The organism is Pseudomonas laurylsulfativorans (assembly GCF_002906155.1).
GTDB lineage: Bacteria > Pseudomonadota > Gammaproteobacteria > Pseudomonadales > Pseudomonadaceae > Aquipseudomonas > Aquipseudomonas laurylsulfativorans.
This window is the reverse complement of sequence record NZ_MUJK01000004.1, coordinates 199,047-217,013: the sequence shown is the minus strand read 5'-3', so window position 1 is coordinate 217,013 and position 17,967 is coordinate 199,047. Positions and strand designations below refer to the sequence as shown.

The 17,967-nt window shown below is 61.1% G+C and carries 14 protein-coding genes and 1 pseudogene; 7 read left to right on the top strand and 8 right to left on the bottom strand.

The window, feature by feature from the left end; genetic code table 11:
* Positions 1 to 68: 68 nt before the first annotated feature.
* The 3 genes from B0D71_RS14900 to B0D71_RS14890 are packed head-to-tail and all read right to left on the bottom strand — an operon-like array spanning position 69 to position 4,457.
* Positions 69 to 1,397, bottom strand: coding sequence for a TolC family outer membrane protein (locus B0D71_RS14900; protein WP_103395441.1), 1,329 nt, complete (start codon positions 1,395 to 1,397; stop codon positions 69 to 71).
* On the bottom strand, positions 1,394 to 2,728 hold the full coding sequence (locus B0D71_RS14895) for an HlyD family type I secretion periplasmic adaptor subunit (protein ID WP_103395440.1): 1,335 nt from the start codon (positions 2,726 to 2,728) through the stop codon (positions 1,394 to 1,396). Before B0D71_RS14895 ends, B0D71_RS14900 begins: the two co-directional genes overlap by 4 nt.
* A gap of 7 nt (positions 2,729 to 2,735) precedes the next feature.
* Entirely contained in the window at positions 2,736 to 4,457 is a 1,722-nt protein-coding gene (locus tag B0D71_RS14890) for a type I secretion system permease/ATPase (protein ID WP_103395439.1), read from the bottom strand.
* A gap of 732 nt (positions 4,458 to 5,189) precedes the next feature.
* On the opposite strand from B0D71_RS14890, the gene B0D71_RS14885 reads away from it, so the two are divergent.
* Positions 5,190 to 6,341, top strand: a complete 1,152-nt coding sequence (locus B0D71_RS14885; protein ID WP_103395438.1) for a M14 family metallopeptidase — start codon at positions 5,190 to 5,192, stop codon at positions 6,339 to 6,341.
* A 54-nt stretch (positions 6,342 to 6,395) separates the two neighbouring features.
* Here the strand turns inward: B0D71_RS14885 and B0D71_RS14880 are convergent, their stop codons facing one another.
* Both B0D71_RS14880 and B0D71_RS14875 read right to left on the bottom strand, forming a co-directional pair.
* The gene (locus B0D71_RS14880; protein WP_103395437.1) at positions 6,396 to 6,941 is read right to left on the bottom strand and encodes a cytochrome b; all 546 of its coding nucleotides are present in this window, start codon (positions 6,939 to 6,941) and stop codon (positions 6,396 to 6,398) included.
* Positions 6,938 to 8,023 carry a catalase family peroxidase gene (locus tag B0D71_RS14875; protein ID WP_103395436.1) on the bottom strand — a complete coding sequence of 362 codons (1,086 nt, stop codon included), beginning with the start codon at positions 8,021 to 8,023 and terminating at the stop codon, positions 6,938 to 6,940. Before B0D71_RS14875 ends, B0D71_RS14880 begins: the two co-directional genes overlap by 4 nt.
* Before the next feature lie 158 nt (positions 8,024 to 8,181).
* Between B0D71_RS14875 and B0D71_RS14870 the strand changes: the two genes are divergently transcribed.
* From B0D71_RS14870 to B0D71_RS14855, 4 genes are all read left to right on the top strand, one after another.
* Positions 8,182 to 8,688, top strand: coding sequence for a sigma-70 family RNA polymerase sigma factor (locus B0D71_RS14870; protein ID WP_103395435.1), 507 nt, complete (start codon positions 8,182 to 8,184; stop codon positions 8,686 to 8,688).
* Positions 8,685 to 9,437, top strand: coding sequence for an anti-sigma factor family protein (locus tag B0D71_RS14865; RefSeq protein WP_103395434.1), 753 nt, complete (start codon positions 8,685 to 8,687; stop codon positions 9,435 to 9,437). Before B0D71_RS14870 ends, B0D71_RS14865 begins: the two co-directional genes overlap by 4 nt.
* 127 nt (positions 9,438 to 9,564) lie before the next feature.
* Positions 9,565 to 10,689, top strand: coding sequence for a cell division protein ZapE (gene zapE / locus B0D71_RS14860; RefSeq protein WP_103395433.1), 1,125 nt, complete (start codon positions 9,565 to 9,567; stop codon positions 10,687 to 10,689).
* Positions 10,690 to 10,770: 81 nt separating this feature from the next.
* The gene (locus B0D71_RS14855; protein WP_103395432.1) at positions 10,771 to 12,090 is read left to right on the top strand and encodes a leucine-rich repeat-containing protein kinase family protein; all 1,320 of its coding nucleotides are present in this window, start codon (positions 10,771 to 10,773) and stop codon (positions 12,088 to 12,090) included.
* A 126-nt stretch (positions 12,091 to 12,216) separates the two neighbouring features.
* Here B0D71_RS14855 and B0D71_RS14850 read toward each other — a convergent pair whose 3' ends face one another.
* Positions 12,217 to 12,921, bottom strand: a complete 705-nt coding sequence (locus B0D71_RS14850; RefSeq protein WP_103395431.1) for a YebC/PmpR family DNA-binding transcriptional regulator — start codon at positions 12,919 to 12,921, stop codon at positions 12,217 to 12,219.
* A gap of 225 nt (positions 12,922 to 13,146) precedes the next feature.
* Between B0D71_RS14850 and B0D71_RS14845 the strand changes: the two genes are divergently transcribed.
* Positions 13,147 to 14,568 carry a type VI secretion system Vgr family protein gene (locus B0D71_RS14845; protein ID WP_103395430.1) on the top strand — a complete coding sequence of 474 codons (1,422 nt, stop codon included), beginning with the start codon at positions 13,147 to 13,149 and terminating at the stop codon, positions 14,566 to 14,568.
* 3 nt (positions 14,569 to 14,571) lie between these two features.
* On the opposite strand, the pseudogene B0D71_RS14840 reads toward B0D71_RS14845, so the two are convergent.
* Both B0D71_RS14840 and B0D71_RS31840 read right to left on the bottom strand, forming a co-directional pair.
* A pseudogene (locus B0D71_RS14840) lies at positions 14,572 to 15,549 on the bottom strand (FAD-dependent oxidoreductase); the annotation flags it as partial.
* Positions 15,453 to 16,778 (bottom strand): MFS transporter, encoded by a 1,326-nt coding sequence (locus B0D71_RS31840; RefSeq protein ID WP_103395429.1) that lies wholly within the window; start codon positions 16,776 to 16,778, stop codon positions 15,453 to 15,455. The gene B0D71_RS31840 and the pseudogene B0D71_RS14840, both read right to left, overlap by 97 nt.
* Before the next feature lie 268 nt (positions 16,779 to 17,046).
* Between B0D71_RS31840 and B0D71_RS14830 the strand changes: the two genes are divergently transcribed.
* On the top strand, positions 17,047 to 17,919 hold the full coding sequence (locus B0D71_RS14830) for a LysR family transcriptional regulator (RefSeq protein WP_103395428.1): 873 nt from the start codon (positions 17,047 to 17,049) through the stop codon (positions 17,917 to 17,919).
* The last annotated feature ends 48 nt before the right edge of the window (positions 17,920 to 17,967 follow it).

The window sequence follows — 17,967 nt, the reverse complement described above, 5'->3', positions numbered from 1 at the left end:
AGTCAGTAAACACGCGTTATCGTTAACGACCATCGCGAGCAAGCTCGCGCCTACAGTTGATCAGTTGGTCAGAACAACCCCTGGACCTTTTCCAGCTCGTTGCGGGTCATCTGGCCGGTATGGGTGTGCAGGTTGACATAGCTTTGCAGCATCGCCAGCTTGGTATCGAGCAGGTCACGCTTTGAAGAGAACAGGCGCTGCTGGGCGTCGAGAATGTCGACCGTCGAGCGCACGCCGGCCTCATAGCCTTTTTCCGCGGATTTCAGGGCGGTCTGGCTGGAGCGCACGGCGGTCACCAGGGCCTTGATCTTCTCGAAGCCCGCCACCACTCCCAGGTAGTTGAGCTCAAGGTCCTCGTTCATTTGCTGGAGCTGGACCTCATAGCTGGACCGGGCACTCTCCAGGGCAGCACGGGCCTTTTCGGAAGAAGCGCTGACCCCGCCGCCCTGATACAGCGGGATATCGATGACGACGCCCACGTAATATGTCGACTGACGCTGGGTCGTGTCGTTGAGATCGCTCTGGCCGACCCGTGCCAGCCGGCCGCTCAGCGCCACGGTCGGGTAGTGCCCGGCCTTCTGCAGCTTGAGGTTGGCTTCGGCCACTTTGATCGACGCACGGCTGATGCCCAGTGCAGACGCAGTCTGGTCGGCCTTGATCAGCCAGTAGTCGAGGTCCTGCTCGGGGGCAAGCAAGGCGGCAGCCGGTGCCTGCTCCTGCATCTGCGGGATCTCGCTGACGGTAATCCCGGCGCGGCCGGCCAGTTTGCGCAGGGCCGCGCGATGCTGGGCCTGCAACTGAATTTCCAGGGCGCGGATCGAATCGAGCCGGGCTTGCGCTTCTTCAAGGTCGGTGATGCTGCCTTCACCGGCTTCGAACAGGCGTCGGGATTGCTTGGCCAATTCTTCGACCGAGGCTTTCTGCTGGACCGTCAGCTTGAGTTCGTTTTCCACCTGGGCGAGATCGAAGTAGGCCTGAACCACGCGATCGAACAGCTCCTGATCGGCGCCTTCGTGCTGGACTCCGCCCAGCTGCCCACGCGCCTTGGCCTGCTCGTAGGAGGCCCAGCGGCCTTTGTCGAACAGCGGTTGGATAACCGAAAGAGCAATGCTGTCGGAAGCGTACTGATCGTCCTGGCTATTGGTCGATGACTGGTGTTCAAACAGACCACCCTGGCCGTAGCGTGAGTTAATGGCGACCTGAGGCAGCAAGCCGCTGCGGCCGATCGCCTCTTCCTGGCGCGATGCCTCGTAGTCATGGTTGGCAACCTGGTAGGTCGCATCGTTGAGTCGCGAGGCGTCGTAGAGGGCGACCAGTGACAACGGCGCTTCAGCCGCCAGCAGCCGGCAGGAGCAGAACACGCAGAGTAGCAAGGCGATACGTACGGACACGGTCATTCTTCCTTGAAAGCGCCAGCCATACGTTCGGTCACCGGCTGCATCAAGTAGTTGGCAAGGGTGCGTTCGCCGGTCTTGACCAGTACTTCGGCCTGCATGCCTGGTTTGACATCCAGGCCCAGCTCGCGCAGATGGATGATCGCCTCGGGGCTGACCGAGACCTCCACCGAGAAGTAGGGCGAACCGGTGTGTTCGTCGATCAACTGGTCGGCCGACACCGTGAGCACCTTGCCGACGATCACCGGAGTGTGGACCCGTTGCAACGAACCGAAACGCAGATCGACCGGCAGCTCTGGTTTGAGCCGGTCGGCCATCATCGGCGGAAATTGCGCCTTGACCACCCAGCTGGAGCCTTGCGGCACAATGTCCATCAGGCGCTGGCCCGCCGGTGCGACGCCGCCGACGGTGTGCACGGTCATGCCCATCACCTGGCCGGCGACAGGCGCGACGATGGCGGCGCTGTTGACTTCGAACTCCAATGACTTGATCTGGTCGATCAGGCTCGATGTCTGCGCCACGACCTGGGTCAATTGCGACTCGGCGTCGCTGCGAAAAACCTGCCCCTGTTGCAGCGCCTTGAGCTCGCTTTCATTGATCGCCTGGCGCGTGCGGCCGATATCGGAAACGCTCGAAGCCAATTGGGCACCCAGCTGCGCCGCACTGCTTTCCGCTTCGAACAGCCGGTTGCGTGGCAGATAACCTTCACGGGCCAATTCCCGCAGCCCCGTGAGCGCCTGCTGCTGGAATTGCAGCTGTACGGCGTGGTTGCGCTTGATCTCTTCGAAGCCCTGGAGCTGTTCTTTGAGCGAGGCTATTTCGTGCCGGCTGATTTGCATGCGGCTGGCCAGTTCGGCACGGCGGGTGGCGAACAGATAGCCTTGCAGCTCCATCGCCGCGACGGCGCGCGGGTCGCTGGCGCGGGCCAGCAATGCCGCGGACCACTGCACAGTGTCGCGGTTCAGGCGTTCGGCCATCAGCCGATCCTCGACGGCGCGGGCGCCGAGCCACTGGCCCAGGGCGACATCCAGTTGCGACTTGGCCTGGACGGTGTTGAGTTGCATCACCACCTGCCCCTGCTGCACCCGGTCGCCTTCGCGTACCAGGATGTTGTCGATCGTGCCGCCGGTGCGCGACTGCACGGTCTTGCGCTCGCCGGAAACCACCACTGTGCCGCTACCGACCACACCGCGGTCAAGCGGCGCCAGGCAGGCCCAGAGCAGAAACCCGCCGAGGCCCAGGAGCAAAAACCACACACCGATCCTGGCAATGCCCGCGGCATCCGCATCGGGTTTGTTCTCGGGGGTCGAAATGTCGGTCGAACTGGCTTGCATTGACGCCTCAGGCTTCTTGATTACGGGGTTCGACGGCCTTTGCCGGAGTCGCTGGCACCAGGGTCTTGAGCACCTGGTCACGCGGGCCGAACAAGGTTTGTACGCCGTCCTTGAGGAACAACAGCTTGTCGACCGCGCCGAGAATGCTCGGCCTGTGGGTGACCAGCACCACGGTGCAGCCTTCAGCCTTGAGCTTGCGCACGGCCTGCACCAGCGCCGCTTCACCGGCATCGTCGAGGTTGGAGTTGGGCTCGTCGAGCACCACCAGCGCCGGCTGGCCATACAACGCGCGGGCCAGTCCGATGCGCTGCTTCTGGCCGCCGGACAACCCCAGCCCGCCAGTCCCGAGCAAGGTGTCATAGCCTTTGGGGAAGTGCAGGATCATCTCGTTGATACCGGCCAGTTGCGCCGCTGCGATGACCTTGCCTGAGTCCACCTCGCCGAAGCGCGCGATGTTTTCGGCGATGCTGCCATCGAACAGTTCGATGTCCTGGGGCAGGTACCCCAGGTGCGGGCCGAGGTCTGCACGCGACCACTGGCCAACCTCGGCGCTGTCCAGGCGTACCGAGCCCTGCCTGGCGGGCCAGATGCCGACCATGGCGCGCGCCAGGGAAGACTTGCCCGACGCGCTCGGACCAATGATCGCCAGTACTTCGCCCTTGGCCAGGCTGATGGTCACGCCATTGATCGCGGGCTTGTGCATGCCCGGCGGGATGATCACCAGGCGGTCGATGCTAAGGGCCCCGGTCGGCGCTGGCAGAGGCATGCCTGGCGCGACCTTGGGGAATTCGCCGAGCAGGCGGTTCAAGCGTTCATAGCTGCTTTTGGCGTTACCCATCTGCTTCCACGAACCGATCAACGCTTCGGCCGGCGCCATGGCCCGTCCCAGCAGTACCGACACGGCGATCATCACCCCGGCGGAAATCTGGTTCTCGATCACCAGGATGGCACCCAGGCCAAGGGCCAGCGATTGCCAGGTCATGCGCACAAAGCGAGACAGCGCAGCGATCCGCGAGCTGCGGTCACTGGCCTCACCCTGCTCGGTTATGACCCGCTGCTGCACGTTGAACCAGCGCTGGCGCAAGGGCGCGAGCATGCCCATCGCCTGAATCACCTCGGCGTTCTGCAAGGTACTGTTCACATAGCTGGAAGACGCCACGGACAAACGGTTGGCCTCGCTCATGCTTTTGCGGGTGGTCAGCTCGTTCCAGACGCCCAGCCCGGCAAGGATCATCGAGCCGATGACAGTGAACACCCCAAGCCAGGGATGGAACAGGAACGTCGCGATGACATAGATCGGCAGCCACGGCGCATCGAAGATGGCAATCAGTGCGGGACCTGTGACGAACTGCCGGATGCTGTTCAAATCGCTCAGCACCTGCGCCGGGTTGGAGCTGTGCTCCTTCAGGCTACGCTCGAACGCCGCATCGAATACCCGCTCACCCAACTGAGTGTCCAGGCCGGCGCTCATCTTGATCATCACCTGGCCCCGCACCCACTCCAGCACACAGCCAAGGGCAAAGAACCCGAGCAAGATCAGGCTCAGCATCAACAGCGTGGTTTCATTGCGGCTGGTCAGGACGCGATCGAAAACCTGCATCATGTAGATGGACGGGACCAGCATCAGCAGGTTGATCACCCCGCTGAACAGTGCCAACACGCCGAACAGCCGGCGATAACGTAGCAGCGCTGCATCGATATCTCGCTGGGGATCTAGGAAAAATCGCATAAAGTCCGAAAGATGAAAAAAGCGTTGGGAAGACGACGGTTATGTTGCTGCCCGGGAGGCATTGCGCGGCGGCGATGCTAGCATTTTGCCCCTCGCTAATGAACTGCTTGAGTCCCGTTGGCACCTTTATTCCATCGGCTTGAAGGAGGCGATCTTGAGTGGGTTTTCGATGGGCCGACGAGCAGTCGTCCAGGCCGGCTCGACGCAGGCATGGGGCAGGCACGTGTCGTGCGCTGAGGAAGTCGCCTTTGGAGCGTTCTCTGCGGTCATGTCCACGAAGCGTGCTGGTCAAATTCGATGCAAATGACGGGTCAGGTCGAATGCAAATGAGGGGCTAGTCCGGGAAATTACCCAGTCATTGCCCACGGAAGAACGCATCAAGCGTTTTTTAGATGGAGGGAATAGAAAGGCTTCAGGAATAAAAAACCCGGCTTTTGGCCGGGTCTTTTATTTGCCAGTTTTTCTGGCTTGTATCTTCAGGCTAATGAAGTCTTTGGGTGCTGCAAATTCGATGGCGCGGATAATATCAAAAGAATGCCGATTGGCAAGAGAAGCCCGGCATCATTGGTTCAAATCAGCGACAGATAGCACTTGAGAATCAATCGCATAATCTCTAAGCTGCGACGGCGTCAAGGAGGACGCCCCCAACCTCGCACCCCGCAATTCCCCTCGGTTTCATCCCACTCTTGCGTGTAAAGTAGCCACCATAAAAATCATATTCAGGACCCGATTATGGCCGTGGCTAAATCTTCTTTCGACATCAGTGCCAACTTCGACAGCGGCAACATCCAGGTGATCGACCTCAGCGACCCGCTCAAGCCCCTGCTGGCGATCCGCCCGGATACCAAAAGCAACCATTTCCAATGGTTCCACTTCAAGGCCAGCGGCCTGCATGTCGGCCAGGAGCACTGGTTTCGCCTGAACAATGCCAGCCAATCCTCCTATAACAAGGCCTGGACCGGCTATCAGGCGGTGGCGTCCTACGATCACGTCAACTGGTTCCGCGTACCGACCATTTTCGAAGGCGACTGCCTGCGCTTCAGTCTCGAGGCCGAGCAGACCCACGCCTGGTTCGCCTACTTCGAACCCTACAGCCGTGGCCGCCACGACTGGCTGATCGAACAGGCGCTGAGCAAGGCCGGCACCGAACTGCTGGCCACCGGCAAGAGCGTCGAAGGCCGTGACATCCAGTTGCTGCGTAAAGGCTCTGGTGCTGAAGGACGAAAAAAAGTGTGGATGATTGCCCAGCAACATCCGGGCGAGCACATGGCCGAGTGGTTCATGGAAGGCGTGATCGAGCGCCTGGAAAAACACGACGATCCCGTGCTGAACAAATTGCTGACCAGCGCCGACCTGTATCTGGTGCCTAACATGAACCCGGACGGTGCCTTCCACGGCCATCTGCGCACCAACGCCATGGGCCAGGACCTCAATCGTGCCTGGCAGAGCGCCAGCCAGGAGATCAGCCCGGAAGTCCTTTTCGTACAGCAGCAGATGGAAAAGTACGGCGTCGATATGTTCCTCGACGTACATGGTGACGAGGAAATCCCTCATGTGTTCACTGCCGCTTGCGAAGGCAACCCGGGTTACACCCCCCGAATCGAAAAGCTCGAAGAGCACTTCCGCAGCCACCTGAAGCACACCACCAAAGACTTCCAGACCAAACACGGCTACACCCGCGACGAACCGGGCAAGGCCAACATGACCCTGGCTTGCAACGCCGTTGGCCAGAAATACGATTGCCTGTCACTGACCCTGGAAATGCCGTTCAAGGATCACGACGACCACCCGAACACGGAAACCGGTTGGTCGGGCAAGCGCTCTAAACAGCTGGGCAAGGATGTGTTGACCACGCTTGCCGATATGGTCGATACCTTGCGTTGACTTACACGCGCCGCCGCCGGCGCACTTGTGGCGAGGGGGTTAGCCGGTGCCCTCTCAACCGCGATCTTTCCCTCGCAACATACTGTCCAGCACCTCATCCCTGCGCACCCAACCGTGAAACAACGCTGCCGCCAAGTGCAGCAACACGGTCAGGAACAGCAGATACGCCAGATACCCGTGCGCTTTGCGCAAAAACGCAAACACCTGCGCGTTCGCCGGCACAATCGATGGTAGTTGCAGCGAACTGCCAAGCATTACCGGTTCGCCCGACGCCGAAATCATCGCCCAGCCCAAAAGCGGCAAGACCAGCATCAAGGCGTACAGCAACACATGCGAGGCCTTGGCTGCCAGAACCTGCCAACCCGGCAGATCCGCTGGCAGGGGTGGCTGCGTTGTGGAGAAACGTACTACCAGACGCACGATCACCAACAGCAAGATTGCGACGCCCAAGGGTTTGTGCAGGTGAATCAGCCATTCATGGCGCTCGGACACCGAGGCAACCATGCCAGCACCGATAAACAGCATGGCGATGATCATCAACGCCATCAGCCAGTGCAGAAGGCGCGCCAGTGGGGCGAAGTGGTGCGGTTGGGTGCTCATTGCTGGGCCTCCTGTTTGGCGGCGGGCAACTGGCTGACTTCGCTGGTGCGACGCAGGTAGGAATTGGCGTAACCGGCTGAACGAGCGGCGAGCAACGGGTCGTCGGAACCTTCGATCCCGGCAGGCAGCACTAGCGGGTCGTAGTTGATGTCACGGCATTCACCGTTGAGTTGCGGCTGAGTCTTTTCAAGCACCAGAGTGCCAGCGTTCAACACCTTGCGCCCTTCGGGCCAGGCCTTGCTGGCGTCGTTGACCGGATCACCGGGGTTGGCCAGGGTGATGTTCAACTGCCAGCGCAACGGGCCGGCGGCAATTCGCTGAACCAGGTCTTTCTCCAGGAAGTCACTGCCTTGCGGTGCCGCGTCCCCCGGTGCGTCCTGGGCCAATGGCACCATGTTCCAGCGTACGGCCTGGCGTTGGCCGGTCGCGTTGACCAAGTAGAACGCATTGACGCTGTTGTAGTTCTCAGTCACGTAACTGGCCGACGGCTTGGCGGTTTTGATCCAGGCCAGGAAGGGTGCGGACTCGGGATGTGAACCAAAGAACGCCGGCACGGCCTTGGGGTCCGGTTTGCCGGTGGCCGGGTCTGGCGACTGGGCTTTTTGCAATTGATAGAACGCCTCGGGCGTGCCCACCGGGAACACCGGCATGCTGTTCATCCCGGTGCGCCATTGCTGTCCGTTGGCCTGGGTGAAGCGCAACGCCATGCTACGAATCGGCACAGCACTGTCCGGCGCGTAAGGATTGCCGGCCGGCAGGGCAAAACGTCCGACCACCGGCGTCCGCGCGTCGTTGAACACCTGAGCAATGGAATAGCTGCGCGCCTCGCCGCTGCTCTCGAAATGCCCGACCACGCACACACCTTTGGAGTGATTGCGACGGAACCCCGGATGCACGCCATTGTTGGTTTCCAGCACGTTGATCAGCTTCTTCGGGGTCAGGCGCTGTGGGTCGAGAGTGCCGTTGACATAGGCAAACGCCCCGGCCACTGCGGCAACGACCACGGCAATGCCAGCCAGACGCAACGTCAGGCTGGCTGCGCTCAGGGGCGGCCGGATTGGCGGTGATGATCGATCTACCATGAAAGACTCCAGGGCCATCGGCCACAAGTGAGAAGAATCAAGCAGACGAACCGCATGCAGGTTTATTCCCGCGCGCGGTTTTTATTTTTTCTGACGTGGAATAACCTCGAGTGCCGGGCGTCTTCCTAGTCCAAAGCGTAGTGACTAGTCAGAATTTGATGAACGATATCGACGAACAACTGAGAGAAATCATTCCCCGATTGCGGCGCTTTGCCGTGTCGTTGACGCGCAACACCAGCAGCGCTGACGACCTGGTGCAAGCCTGCCTGGAGCGCGCGCTGTCGAGTTGGGGCAGCAAACGCGCCGAGGGCGACTTGCGCGCCTGGCTGTTCTCGATTCTCTATCGGCAGTTTCTCGATGCACACCGCCGCTCCCGGCGCTATGCGCGCATGCTCGATTTTTTCACCGGCCGTGACGATGCCCAGCCCTCGGTGGAGCGCACCGTCATTGCCCAATCGACCCTCAACGCCTTCGACCGACTGCCCACCGAACAACGCGCGCTGCTGCTCTGGGTGTCCGTGGAAGGCTTGAGCTACAAAGAGGTCGCCGAGATTCTCGACGTACCCACCGGCACCGTGATGTCCCGCCTGTCCCGGGCTCGCCAGGCCCTGCGCCAACTCAGCGATGGCGAAATCAACCGCCCTTCCCTGCGGAGACTCAAATGATCAGCATGCCCCCCAGCGAGCGTGACCTGCACGCCTACGTCGACCACCAACTGAGCGATACCGACCGACGCCTGGTCGAGACTTTTCTGACCAGCAATCCCGAAATTTCCGCACAAGTGCGCGCCTGGCAACTGGACGCCCAGCAACTGCGCGCCGCCCTAGGTGGCGCCTTGCAGCAGCCAGCCAACCCGGACCTTGATCCGGCCGTGGTTCGCCAACGCCTCAAACGCCAGTCCCGTCGACACCTGGCCAGCGCGGCGGTCCTGTTGATCGCAGTCAGCGTCGGCGGTTTGAGCGGTTGGCAAGCGCGGGAGATGACACTCGCGCCCCCCCAGCTTCCGATGACCGACGCACTACAGGCCTATCGCCTGATTGCGCAGCAAGGCATCCTGCCGGCCGATTACAAGGTTGGTGAGGACGGCGATATACAAGGCTGGCTCGACCGTTATTTCACTCAGGCCAATCGCCTGCCCGACCTTTCGGATGCCGGCTTCAAACCGGCCAGCGGGCGCCTGCTGAGCACCGAGCAAGGCCCTGCGGCGATGGTGGTTTACGAGAACCAGGGTGGGCAGAAAGTCAGTTTCTACGTGCGCCCGCCAGGGCCGAAAAACTTCCTTCTGCCCCGTGGCAGCCGTAGCGATGGCGGGTTGCAGGCCGAATACTGGTCGGGAAGCGGCTACAACTATGCGATGGTCAGCCCGACGGATACGCCAGCGGCGCAGATACTCAAACAGACCACTCAGTTCTGATCCCACAGGGTTTGGGGTGTTTGGTGGCCCGGATATGCCGACACCGCTGGAAGCAAATTACCTGCTCTGGTTACACTATGCCACCGCAGCTCGGGGAGCCTGCCCGCATACCAGAGGTGATATCCCAGTGGCCGCTCGACCGCCGAACCGTTCGCGAACCCAATCGCGCTGGCAAACGTTGCGTCGTCTTCTCGGCAGGGCGCCGGCTGCTGTTAGCTGCACGGCAGGCCAAGTCATCCACGATTACTTTCGCCACCAGGCCCATTCTCGGGGTTATACCCTGAGTCACAGCCAACAGCGCGTGATCGACTGCATGGCACGGCAAGCTTGCAAGCTCATGGGCAATCCGCCGAATACCCTTCCCGGCCTTTATTTGCATGGTGCCGTAGGGCGCGGCAAAAGCTGGCTGCTCGACGGGTTTTTCCGGGCTATTCCCCTCGCGGAAAAACAACGCCTGCACTTCCATGAGTTTTTCGCCCAACTGCATCAAGGCATGTTCAAGCACCGCGAACAGGCCGACGCCCTGGCGATCACCCTCGATGAACTGCTCAGCGACTGCCGGGTGCTGTGTTTCGATGAGTTCCATGTGCACGACATCGGCGATGCGATGCTCATCACCCGGTTGTTCAAGGCGCTTTTCCGGCGCGGCGTCCTGGTGCTGGTGACCTCCAATTACCCGCCCGAAGGCCTGCTGCCCAACCCGCTGTACCACGCCCGCTTCAAACCGGTGATCGACTTGATCAATTCGCGCATGCAGGTAATGGAGGTCGGCGGGCCGCACGACTATCGAAGCCAGATCCGCAGCCACGCGCAACAGTTGTTCACCCAAGGCCATTACGTATGGCCGGCCAGCGTGGCGCAGCGTCAGTCTTTGAACCTGCCGGATCGCGACGCCCCGGCCGTGTCATTGCCCGTCGGCACCCGGCATTTCCAGGCGCGCTTGTGCGAGGAGCGCCGCATTGGTTTTACCTTCACCGACCTGTGCGACCAACCCACGGCCGTGATGGACTATCTGGAGCTGTGCCGCCGCTTCGATCGCTGGATCATCGATGACCTGCCGCGGCTTGGCGAGTGCTCGATCGCCGCCCAACAGCGCTTCATCAACCTCATCGACGTGCTGTACGACCAGGACAAACACCTGACGCTGCTCGGACAGCACACCCTGCGCGAAAGCCTGGACGGCGATGTCATTGACCTGGCACGCACCCGCAGTCGATTGGGGCAACTGGTCGAAGTCTGCGGGTCGGCCTGACAGTCGCCACATCTTTCCCGCTATCATGTCGCGCATTTGCGGGGCCTCGCGCCTACTCCTTGATCAATAGCGAATCTGTTCATGCATACCCTTGCTCAATTGCGTGCCGGCGAGTTGTCGGGCATCACACGGCTGGATCTGGTCGACGGCCTCACCGATTTCCCCCGGGAGATTTTCGATCTGGCGGACTCGCTGGAAGTGCTCAACCTCAGCGGCAATGCGTTGAGCACCCTGCCCGAGGACTTGCATCGCCTGACGCGTTTGCGCGTGTTGTTCTGTTCCGATAACCGCTTCACCGAGTTGCCGGCCTGCCTGGGCCAATGCACCGCACTGACGATGATCGGCTTCAAGGCCAACCGCATCGCCCACGTGCCCGCCGCGGCGCTACCACCGCTGCTGCGCTGGCTGATCCTGACCGACAACAGCATCGAAACCTTGCCGGAGGAACTGGGAGAGCGTCCGTTCCTGCAAAAGCTCATGCTCGCCGGCAACCGCTTGCAAACGCTGCCGGAGTCGTTGCGCCAGTGCCATCGGCTGGAGCTGATCCGCATCGCCGCCAACCAATTGACCGGGTTGCCACAATGGCTGCTGGAACTGCCGAGCCTGACCTGGCTGGCGTACGCCGGTAACCCGCTGGAAACCGAAGCCGATGCGGCGGCCCTCGACGCCACACCGCGCATTGACTGGTCAGCATTACGTCTGGAGAAAAAACTCGGCGAAGGTGCGTCCGGGGTGATTCATCAGGCTGTCTGGCAAGCGGTCGATAAGCCAACCATGGCCGTTGCGGTGAAGCTCTACAAGGGCGAAATGACCAGCGACGGTTCGCCACTGCACGAGATGAACGCCTGCATCACCGCCGGGCTGCACCCGAACCTGATTCGCGTCGAAGGTCGGATTGTCGATCACCCGCAGCAAACGGCCGGGCTGGTGATGCAACTGATCGCACCGAGCTACCGCAACCTCGCCGCGCTACCGAGCCTGGCGTCGTGCAGCCGCGATATTTACCCCGACGACTTGCGCTTCAGTGCAGCGGTGGCGCTACGCATTGCCGCGGGAATCGCCTCGGTGGCCGAGCATCTGCACGGCCATGGCATCACCCACGGCGACCTTTATGGGCACAATATCCTGTGGAATGAACAGGGTGACTGCTTGCTGGGGGACTTTGGCGCGGCGTCGTTCCACGCCTTGTCCGACAGCCTGGAAAGCCGTGCCTTGCAGCGGATCGAGGTACGGGCGTTCGGGGTGTTGCTGGGGGAATTGCTGGCGCGAATCGACTCGGGGTTGAGCGATGAACTGCGTGGGGTGCTGGTGGATCTGGAGCAGCGTTGCTGTCAGCCGCAAGTGCTGGCGCGGCCGGGGTTTGATGAAGTTGTTCAGGAATTAGCTGAGTTCAAACTGTAAATACAAAACAATGTGGCGAGGGAGCTTGCTCCCGTTCGGTTGCGCAGCAACCGTCGCTTTTGGGACGGCTACGCCGTCCAACGGGGGCAAGGCCCCTCGCCACAAGTCAGATCAAAGCCAGTTCGATCAACCCGCCAACCCAACAAACATATCCTGCACGTCGTCGTGGTTATCGAGGCCTTCGAGGAACGCTTCGACTTCCGCCATCTGCTCATCGCTCAGGCCGCTAACCGGGTTCTTCGGCTGGTAGCCCAGCTTGGCCGACAGCACGGTGAAGCCTTGTTCGGGCAGGGCTTTCTGTACCGCGTCGAGGTCGGTCGGCTCGGTCAGGAACAGGGTTGCACCCTCTTCACCCGGTTCGAAATCCTGTGCACCGGCTTCGATGGCAGCCATTTCCGGATCGGCGTCCGGGGTGTCCGGCGACGCTTCGATCATGCCGACATGGTTGAAGTCCCAGGCCACGGAACCGGAAGCGCCCAGTTGGCCCTTGCGGAACGCCACGCGGATCTCGGCGACGGTGCGGTTGATGTTGTCCGTCACGCACTCAACGATCAATGGCACTTGATGCGGTGCGAAGCCTTCATAGGTCACGCGATGGTATTGCACGGTCTCGCCCAACAGACCCGCACCCTTCTTGATGGCGCGATCCAGTGTTTCCTTGGGCATCGAAGCTTTCTTGGCCTGTTCAACCACCAGGCGCAAATGCGCGTTGGTGGAAATATCGGCGCCGTTGCGCGCAGCAATGGTGATTTCTTTCACCAGTTTGCCGAAGATCTTGCCCTTGGCATTGGCTGCCGCTTCTTTGTGTTTAACCTTCCACTGTGCGCCCATTTCTCACTCTCTTATCTGTGGCATCTGTGGCGCCGAGACATCTATTGGCCGACGCTTTGCGCAAGTTTATACGGCCTAAAGTTGGCAATCGACCAAAAATTCCCGACTTGCATCGACATCTTCACCAGCGGTTGTAGGGCAATTCGGAAATGTCGCTTTAGCGTGCCCGCAATGCACTGGGGTTTCGTACGCTTTGCACCCTATTCCACGGCAGCAGCGTGTTCGATGCACAACGACAAGGAAAGTCCCACCACCCTGACGCTTCTCGACGACGACCTGAGTTTCCAGGTGGTCCGGTTCAGCGGTCATGAAGCACTCAACCAGCCCTATCGATTCGACATTGAGGTCATCGGGCTGGCACCGGCCCTCAATCTTGAACGACTGCTGCACCAGCCAGCGTTCCTCGAATTTGGTCACGACCAAGGCATTCATGGCGTGCTGGAGAGCGCCGGTTGCGAACATCGAAGCGCGCACCGGGTCGCTTACAAACTGGTGCTGGTGCCCCGTGTCCAGGCGCTGGAACAGCAGCTTCGCCGACGAGTTCTCCAGCGTGCCAGCGTGCCCATGATCCTGCGCCAATTGTTCGAGGAACATGGATTGCCCGCCAGCAGTTATCGCTTTGAACTGACAACCGGGCACTATCCCCTGCGGCCTTTTTGCATTCAGTACGATGAAACCGACCTGGCGTTGCTGCAACGGCTGTGCGAGGAAGAAGGCATCCACTACCACTTCGAGCATCAACGCGACGGCCATGTGCTGGTGCTGGCCGATGACAGCCTGAGTTTTCCCCAGGAACCGCTGCTCATGTCGATGAGCAGCAGCGCCCTCGGCGAACACCAGGAGCCGGTGATCAGCGAACTGTTCCAGCGCCATGACGCTTGGCTCTCCCCTGTGCGCCCAGGTGCGAGGAATCCTGGTGCAGCGGACATCGGCGACGGCGCAGCCAATCACTCGTTCGCCATGGCGAGAGAGGTTCCCGTTCGGGAACAGCAACATCGTGACCAGCTCGGCCGGCGACAACTGGAACGCCTGCGTTGCCGGCACCTGCAGATCCACGGTCAAAGCAATCACGGAGCATTACGATGCGGCCGGATCGTGCAGGTGGCTGAGCACCCGCTGGCGAATTTCAATGATCAATGGCTGGTTACCGAAATCCACCATCAGGGCCATCAATCATCCATTCTGCTCGATGACACACCTGACATGGCCCCGGGTTACCGCAATCAATTCAGCGCCATCCCTTGGTCGACGGTGTTCAGGCCAGCGCTGAAACAACCCCGGCCGAGTATCCCCGGGTATCAGCCCGGTCGAGTGTGCGGCCCGGTAGGGCAATCGGCGACGGTGGACGAGGACGGTAGGGTTCAGGTGAACCTCTGGCCCGCCACACCGTCAGCCGCAGAGGGGGCCAACAGCCTGTGGCTACCGCTGGCACTGACCACCGCCGAGGACTGGATCGATCCGTCCCGTTTGCCCGTGGCCGGCAGTGAGGTACTGGTGATTTTCCTCGACAGTGACCCGGATCGTCCGGTGCTCTGTGCGGCTCTGGGCCCCCGGCCAAAACCTCATCGTCCTCGCCCGCGCGAGCCCCGTGGCGATACCCGCCTGCTGTTCGACTGGCTGCTCACCCGCTCGGAGCTTGCGCCCTGACGCTCAGCCCTTGTCAGCCTTACCGGCGGCGGCAGCGAACTTCGCCAGGCGCACGTCCAGATGCCGTGGCCGACGCCCGTGATCCTCCGCGCGTTCCTTGCGGCGGATGGCATTGCGCACCATCAGCGAGCCGAGGTAGCGAATCGGCTCCGGCGGGAAAAACCCCAGCGGGCCATTGATCAGCGGCGAACGGGTCCAGGGGTTGTCCAGGCCCTGGACCATCGACGCCAGAATCTGCCCGCCCATATGACAGGGTCCGACACCGCTGCCGGAGTAGCCGAAACCGTAGAACACATTGCCACTGGCGCTCATCTGTCCGAAAAAAGGCAACCCGGTCACCGAACGGTCCGACGGACCATTCCAGGTCGCTTCAACCTTGACGTCGGCAAACGCCGGGAAGAAATCCGCCAGGCTGTTCTGCAACAAACCGGCATAAGGCGAAGGCTGATCGAACACCGGCAGCATGCGTCCACCGTAAGCGAAGGTATTGCCGCCCTTGCCCAGCATGATCCGGCCGTCCGGGGTGTTGTGGTAGTAGTGCACGAAAATCCGCGAGTCGAGCACCGAGACGCCGCTGGTCAAGCCGATTTCATTGAGCAGGTCCGGGCGGGGTTCGGTGATCAGCATGTCGCTGGAAATGATCGCCACACTGCGTTCGAACTGAGGGAAGGCACGAGCCATCCAGGCATTCATCGCCAGCACCACGCGGTCGGCGCGGACGGTGCCGTTGGGGGTTTGAATGCCCACCGGCTTGCCCTCTTCCAGCCCGGTCATCGCGGTGTTTTCGTGAATTCGCACGCCCAGTTGCAGGGCGACCCGGCGCAGACCACGCACCAGTTTGCCCGGAGCCTGCCGCAGGCGCAGCAGGCGACGCGGGACAGGATTCAGGTGCGCAGGGGTTTGATGTTCATCGCCCGATTGGGCACGAAGGGGTAGTTGGTTTTCAGGCCACCGGGACGACTGTTCCAGTGCGGGACCAGCACCAGCGCTGAGAACATGGCGCAGACGGCGAAGACAATGAACACGGTAACGGTGTCGAAATAACCCGGTAGCAGGCCGCCAAGAATCGCCCCGACCGAGCCGCAGCCGTTGACGAAACCGGCTGCCGTGGCGCCGGCCTTGGCGGTGCCGAAGTCGATGGCCGCAGCGCCGCTGATCATTGAGTCCGGTCCGTAGAGGGTCAGGCCCATGACAAACAGCAGCGCCACCACCAGCAGCACGCTGCCGGTATGCAGGGCGCCCATGAAAAACGCCAGGGACACGGTCAGCGCCAATAGGCTGATCACGCAGGCCGGCATGCGCCGGGCGCCGAACAGTTTGTCCGAGGCCAGGCCAATCAGGATCGGCCCGAGCAATCCCGCCAGTTCAAAGGCGGTCGGAATGATCGCCGCACCGACCTTGCCCACCGAAGGCATCTGCTCGAAGACAATCACCGGTCCCCACAGCAGAATCGCGTAGCGCGCCGGTTTGAGCATGAAGTACGCCAATCCCAATACCAGCACGGTGCGGTTGCGCAGGATTTCCTTCAACGGCTCCCACATGCTGATTTTGCTTTGCGCGTCAGCTTGTTCGGCGGTCAGCTCAGGTTCCGGCTCCACCGCCGGCAAGCCGACGTCCTCCGGTTTGTTGCGTTGGAAAATAAAAAACAGCACGGCGACCAGCCCAACCACCGCCGCACTGGAAACAAACGCCGCATGCCAACTGCCGATGAGCGTGTACGCCCACCAACCGGCAAATGGCGAAGCTACCAGACCACCAAAGGCATAGCAGGAACTCCACAGGCCCAATACCCGCCCGCGCTGCTCGGAGGGAAAGAAACTGCCGAGGTTCTTGCACAATCCCGACCAACCGGTGGACTGCGCCAGCCCTTGTATCAGCATGCAGGTAGCGAAAATCGGTAACGTTGCAAAGTTGCCCATCACCAGCGCCGCGCCAGCGGAAATCAGCAACCCGCCCAGCACGACCACCCGCGGGCCGAAGCGGTCGGCGAGGATGCCCCAGGTGAATTGGCCGACGGCGTAGGCCGTCAGGTAGATGGCGTCGAGGTTGGCCATGGCCATTTTATCGAGCATGAAGGTCGGGTCTTCGCCAATACCGAGTTTGGCGACCGAGAACGCTTTGCGGGTGAAGTAGAAAGCGGCGTAGGCGAGCCAGGTAATCGCGAAGATCTGCACGCGCCAACGCTTGATGGTGCCAATGTGCTTGTTCATTGTGGTTCTGACCTCAGGGTGTGAGTGTGCCGGCAGAATTGGAAGAAAACGCCTGTGTTTTTATTGTTGAGCACTGCGAAATCACCTTGTCCCTGTGGGTGATTCCGGTCAGATGAGTCCTGTAGTTGCACGCACAGACTCATGGCACCCGCTGCTGTTCGACTGACCAGTCACCGGGGCTGAGATGAATCAAAACAATTACTGATTAATAATTGAAATCGATTTATCGTATTTCCAAAATAAGCTCAGCTTGTTACTGGAGATTCCCGTGTCGGTTTCCCACGCCCAGCTCAAAGCCTTCCATGCCGTGGCGGTGCATGGAAGCTTTACCAAAGCCGCCGAGCGGCTTTTTCTGACGCAGCCGGCGATTTCCGACCAGGTGCGCAAACTCGAAGAGCGTTATGGCGTTCTGCTGTTTCACCGCAACAAACGCTCGGTGCGCCTGACCGATCTGGGCGAACGCCTGCTGAGCGTCACCCAGCGGCTTTTTGTGATTGAGGCCGAAGCCCAGGAGTTGTTGCAGGATTCCCAGGCCTTACAGACTGGCAGCCTGATTCTGGCGGTGGACGCGCCGGTGCATGTGCTGCCGCAGATTGCCCGCTTCTGCGAACGCTACCCCGGCATCAGCGTGAAGATCGAAACCGGCAACACCGATGAGTCGCTGTTTCGACTGTTCAACTATCAGGCCGACCTGGCGTTACTGGGCCGTGACGTCAGCGATGAACGCCTGATCTCCCTGCCCCTGCGCAACGACCCGATGGTCGCGTTCGTGTCGCGCAATCACCCGTGGGCCGACCGCGAATCCATCACCCTCGCGGACCTCGACGACACGCCACTGGTGTTGCGAGAAATCGGTTCGGTGACAAGGCAGACGCTGGAAGAGGAAATGGCCGGTGCCGGGTTTCGTATCCGCCCGGCGATTCAGGTTGAAGGTCGCGAGGCAGCGCGTGAGGCAGTGGTGGTGGGGATTGGTGTGGGCGTGGTCTCGGCCGCCGAGTTTGGTGCGGACTCCCGGGTTTGCGCACTGCCGATTACCGATTGCAAACGCAGGCTGACTGAAACCCTGGTGTGCCTGCGCGAACAGAGTTCGCGGCGGATGGTGGCGACGTTTCTTGAGATGGTGCGCGAGAGTCTGGTGTAGGCAGGTTCGACGCTATCGCGAGCAAGCTTGCTCCCACAGGGATTTATG

What these genes read in the sequence shown, in the direction of transcription:
- B0D71_RS14865 (WP_103395434.1), top strand. Translation starts at nt 8,685, where the DNA reads ATGATCAGCATGCCCCCCAGCGAGCGTGACCTGCACGCCTACGTCGAC.
- B0D71_RS14885 (WP_103395438.1), top strand. Translation starts at nt 5,190, where the DNA reads ATGGCCGTGGCTAAATCTTCTTTCGACATCAGTGCCAACTTCGACAGC.
- B0D71_RS14850 (WP_103395431.1), bottom strand. Translation starts at nt 12,921, where the DNA reads ATGGGCGCACAGTGGAAGGTTAAACACAAAGAAGCGGCAGCCAATGCC.
- B0D71_RS14880 (WP_103395437.1), bottom strand. Translation starts at nt 6,941, where the DNA reads ATGAGCACCCAACCGCACCACTTCGCCCCACTGGCGCGCCTTCTGCAC.
- B0D71_RS14895 (WP_103395440.1), bottom strand. Translation starts at nt 2,728, where the DNA reads ATGCAAGCCAGTTCGACCGACATTTCGACCCCCGAGAACAAACCCGAT.
- B0D71_RS14870 (WP_103395435.1), top strand. Translation starts at nt 8,182, where the DNA reads ATGAACGATATCGACGAACAACTGAGAGAAATCATTCCCCGATTGCGG.
- B0D71_RS14845 (WP_103395430.1), top strand. Translation starts at nt 13,147, where the DNA reads ATGCACAACGACAAGGAAAGTCCCACCACCCTGACGCTTCTCGACGAC.
- B0D71_RS31840 (WP_103395429.1), bottom strand. Translation starts at nt 16,778, where the DNA reads ATGAACAAGCACATTGGCACCATCAAGCGTTGGCGCGTGCAGATCTTC.
- B0D71_RS14855 (WP_103395432.1), top strand. Translation starts at nt 10,771, where the DNA reads ATGCATACCCTTGCTCAATTGCGTGCCGGCGAGTTGTCGGGCATCACA.
- B0D71_RS14890 (WP_103395439.1), bottom strand. Translation starts at nt 4,457, where the DNA reads ATGCGATTTTTCCTAGATCCCCAGCGAGATATCGATGCAGCGCTGCTA.
- B0D71_RS14900 (WP_103395441.1), bottom strand. Translation starts at nt 1,397, where the DNA reads ATGACCGTGTCCGTACGTATCGCCTTGCTACTCTGCGTGTTCTGCTCC.
- B0D71_RS14875 (WP_103395436.1), bottom strand. Translation starts at nt 8,023, where the DNA reads ATGGTAGATCGATCATCACCGCCAATCCGGCCGCCCCTGAGCGCAGCC.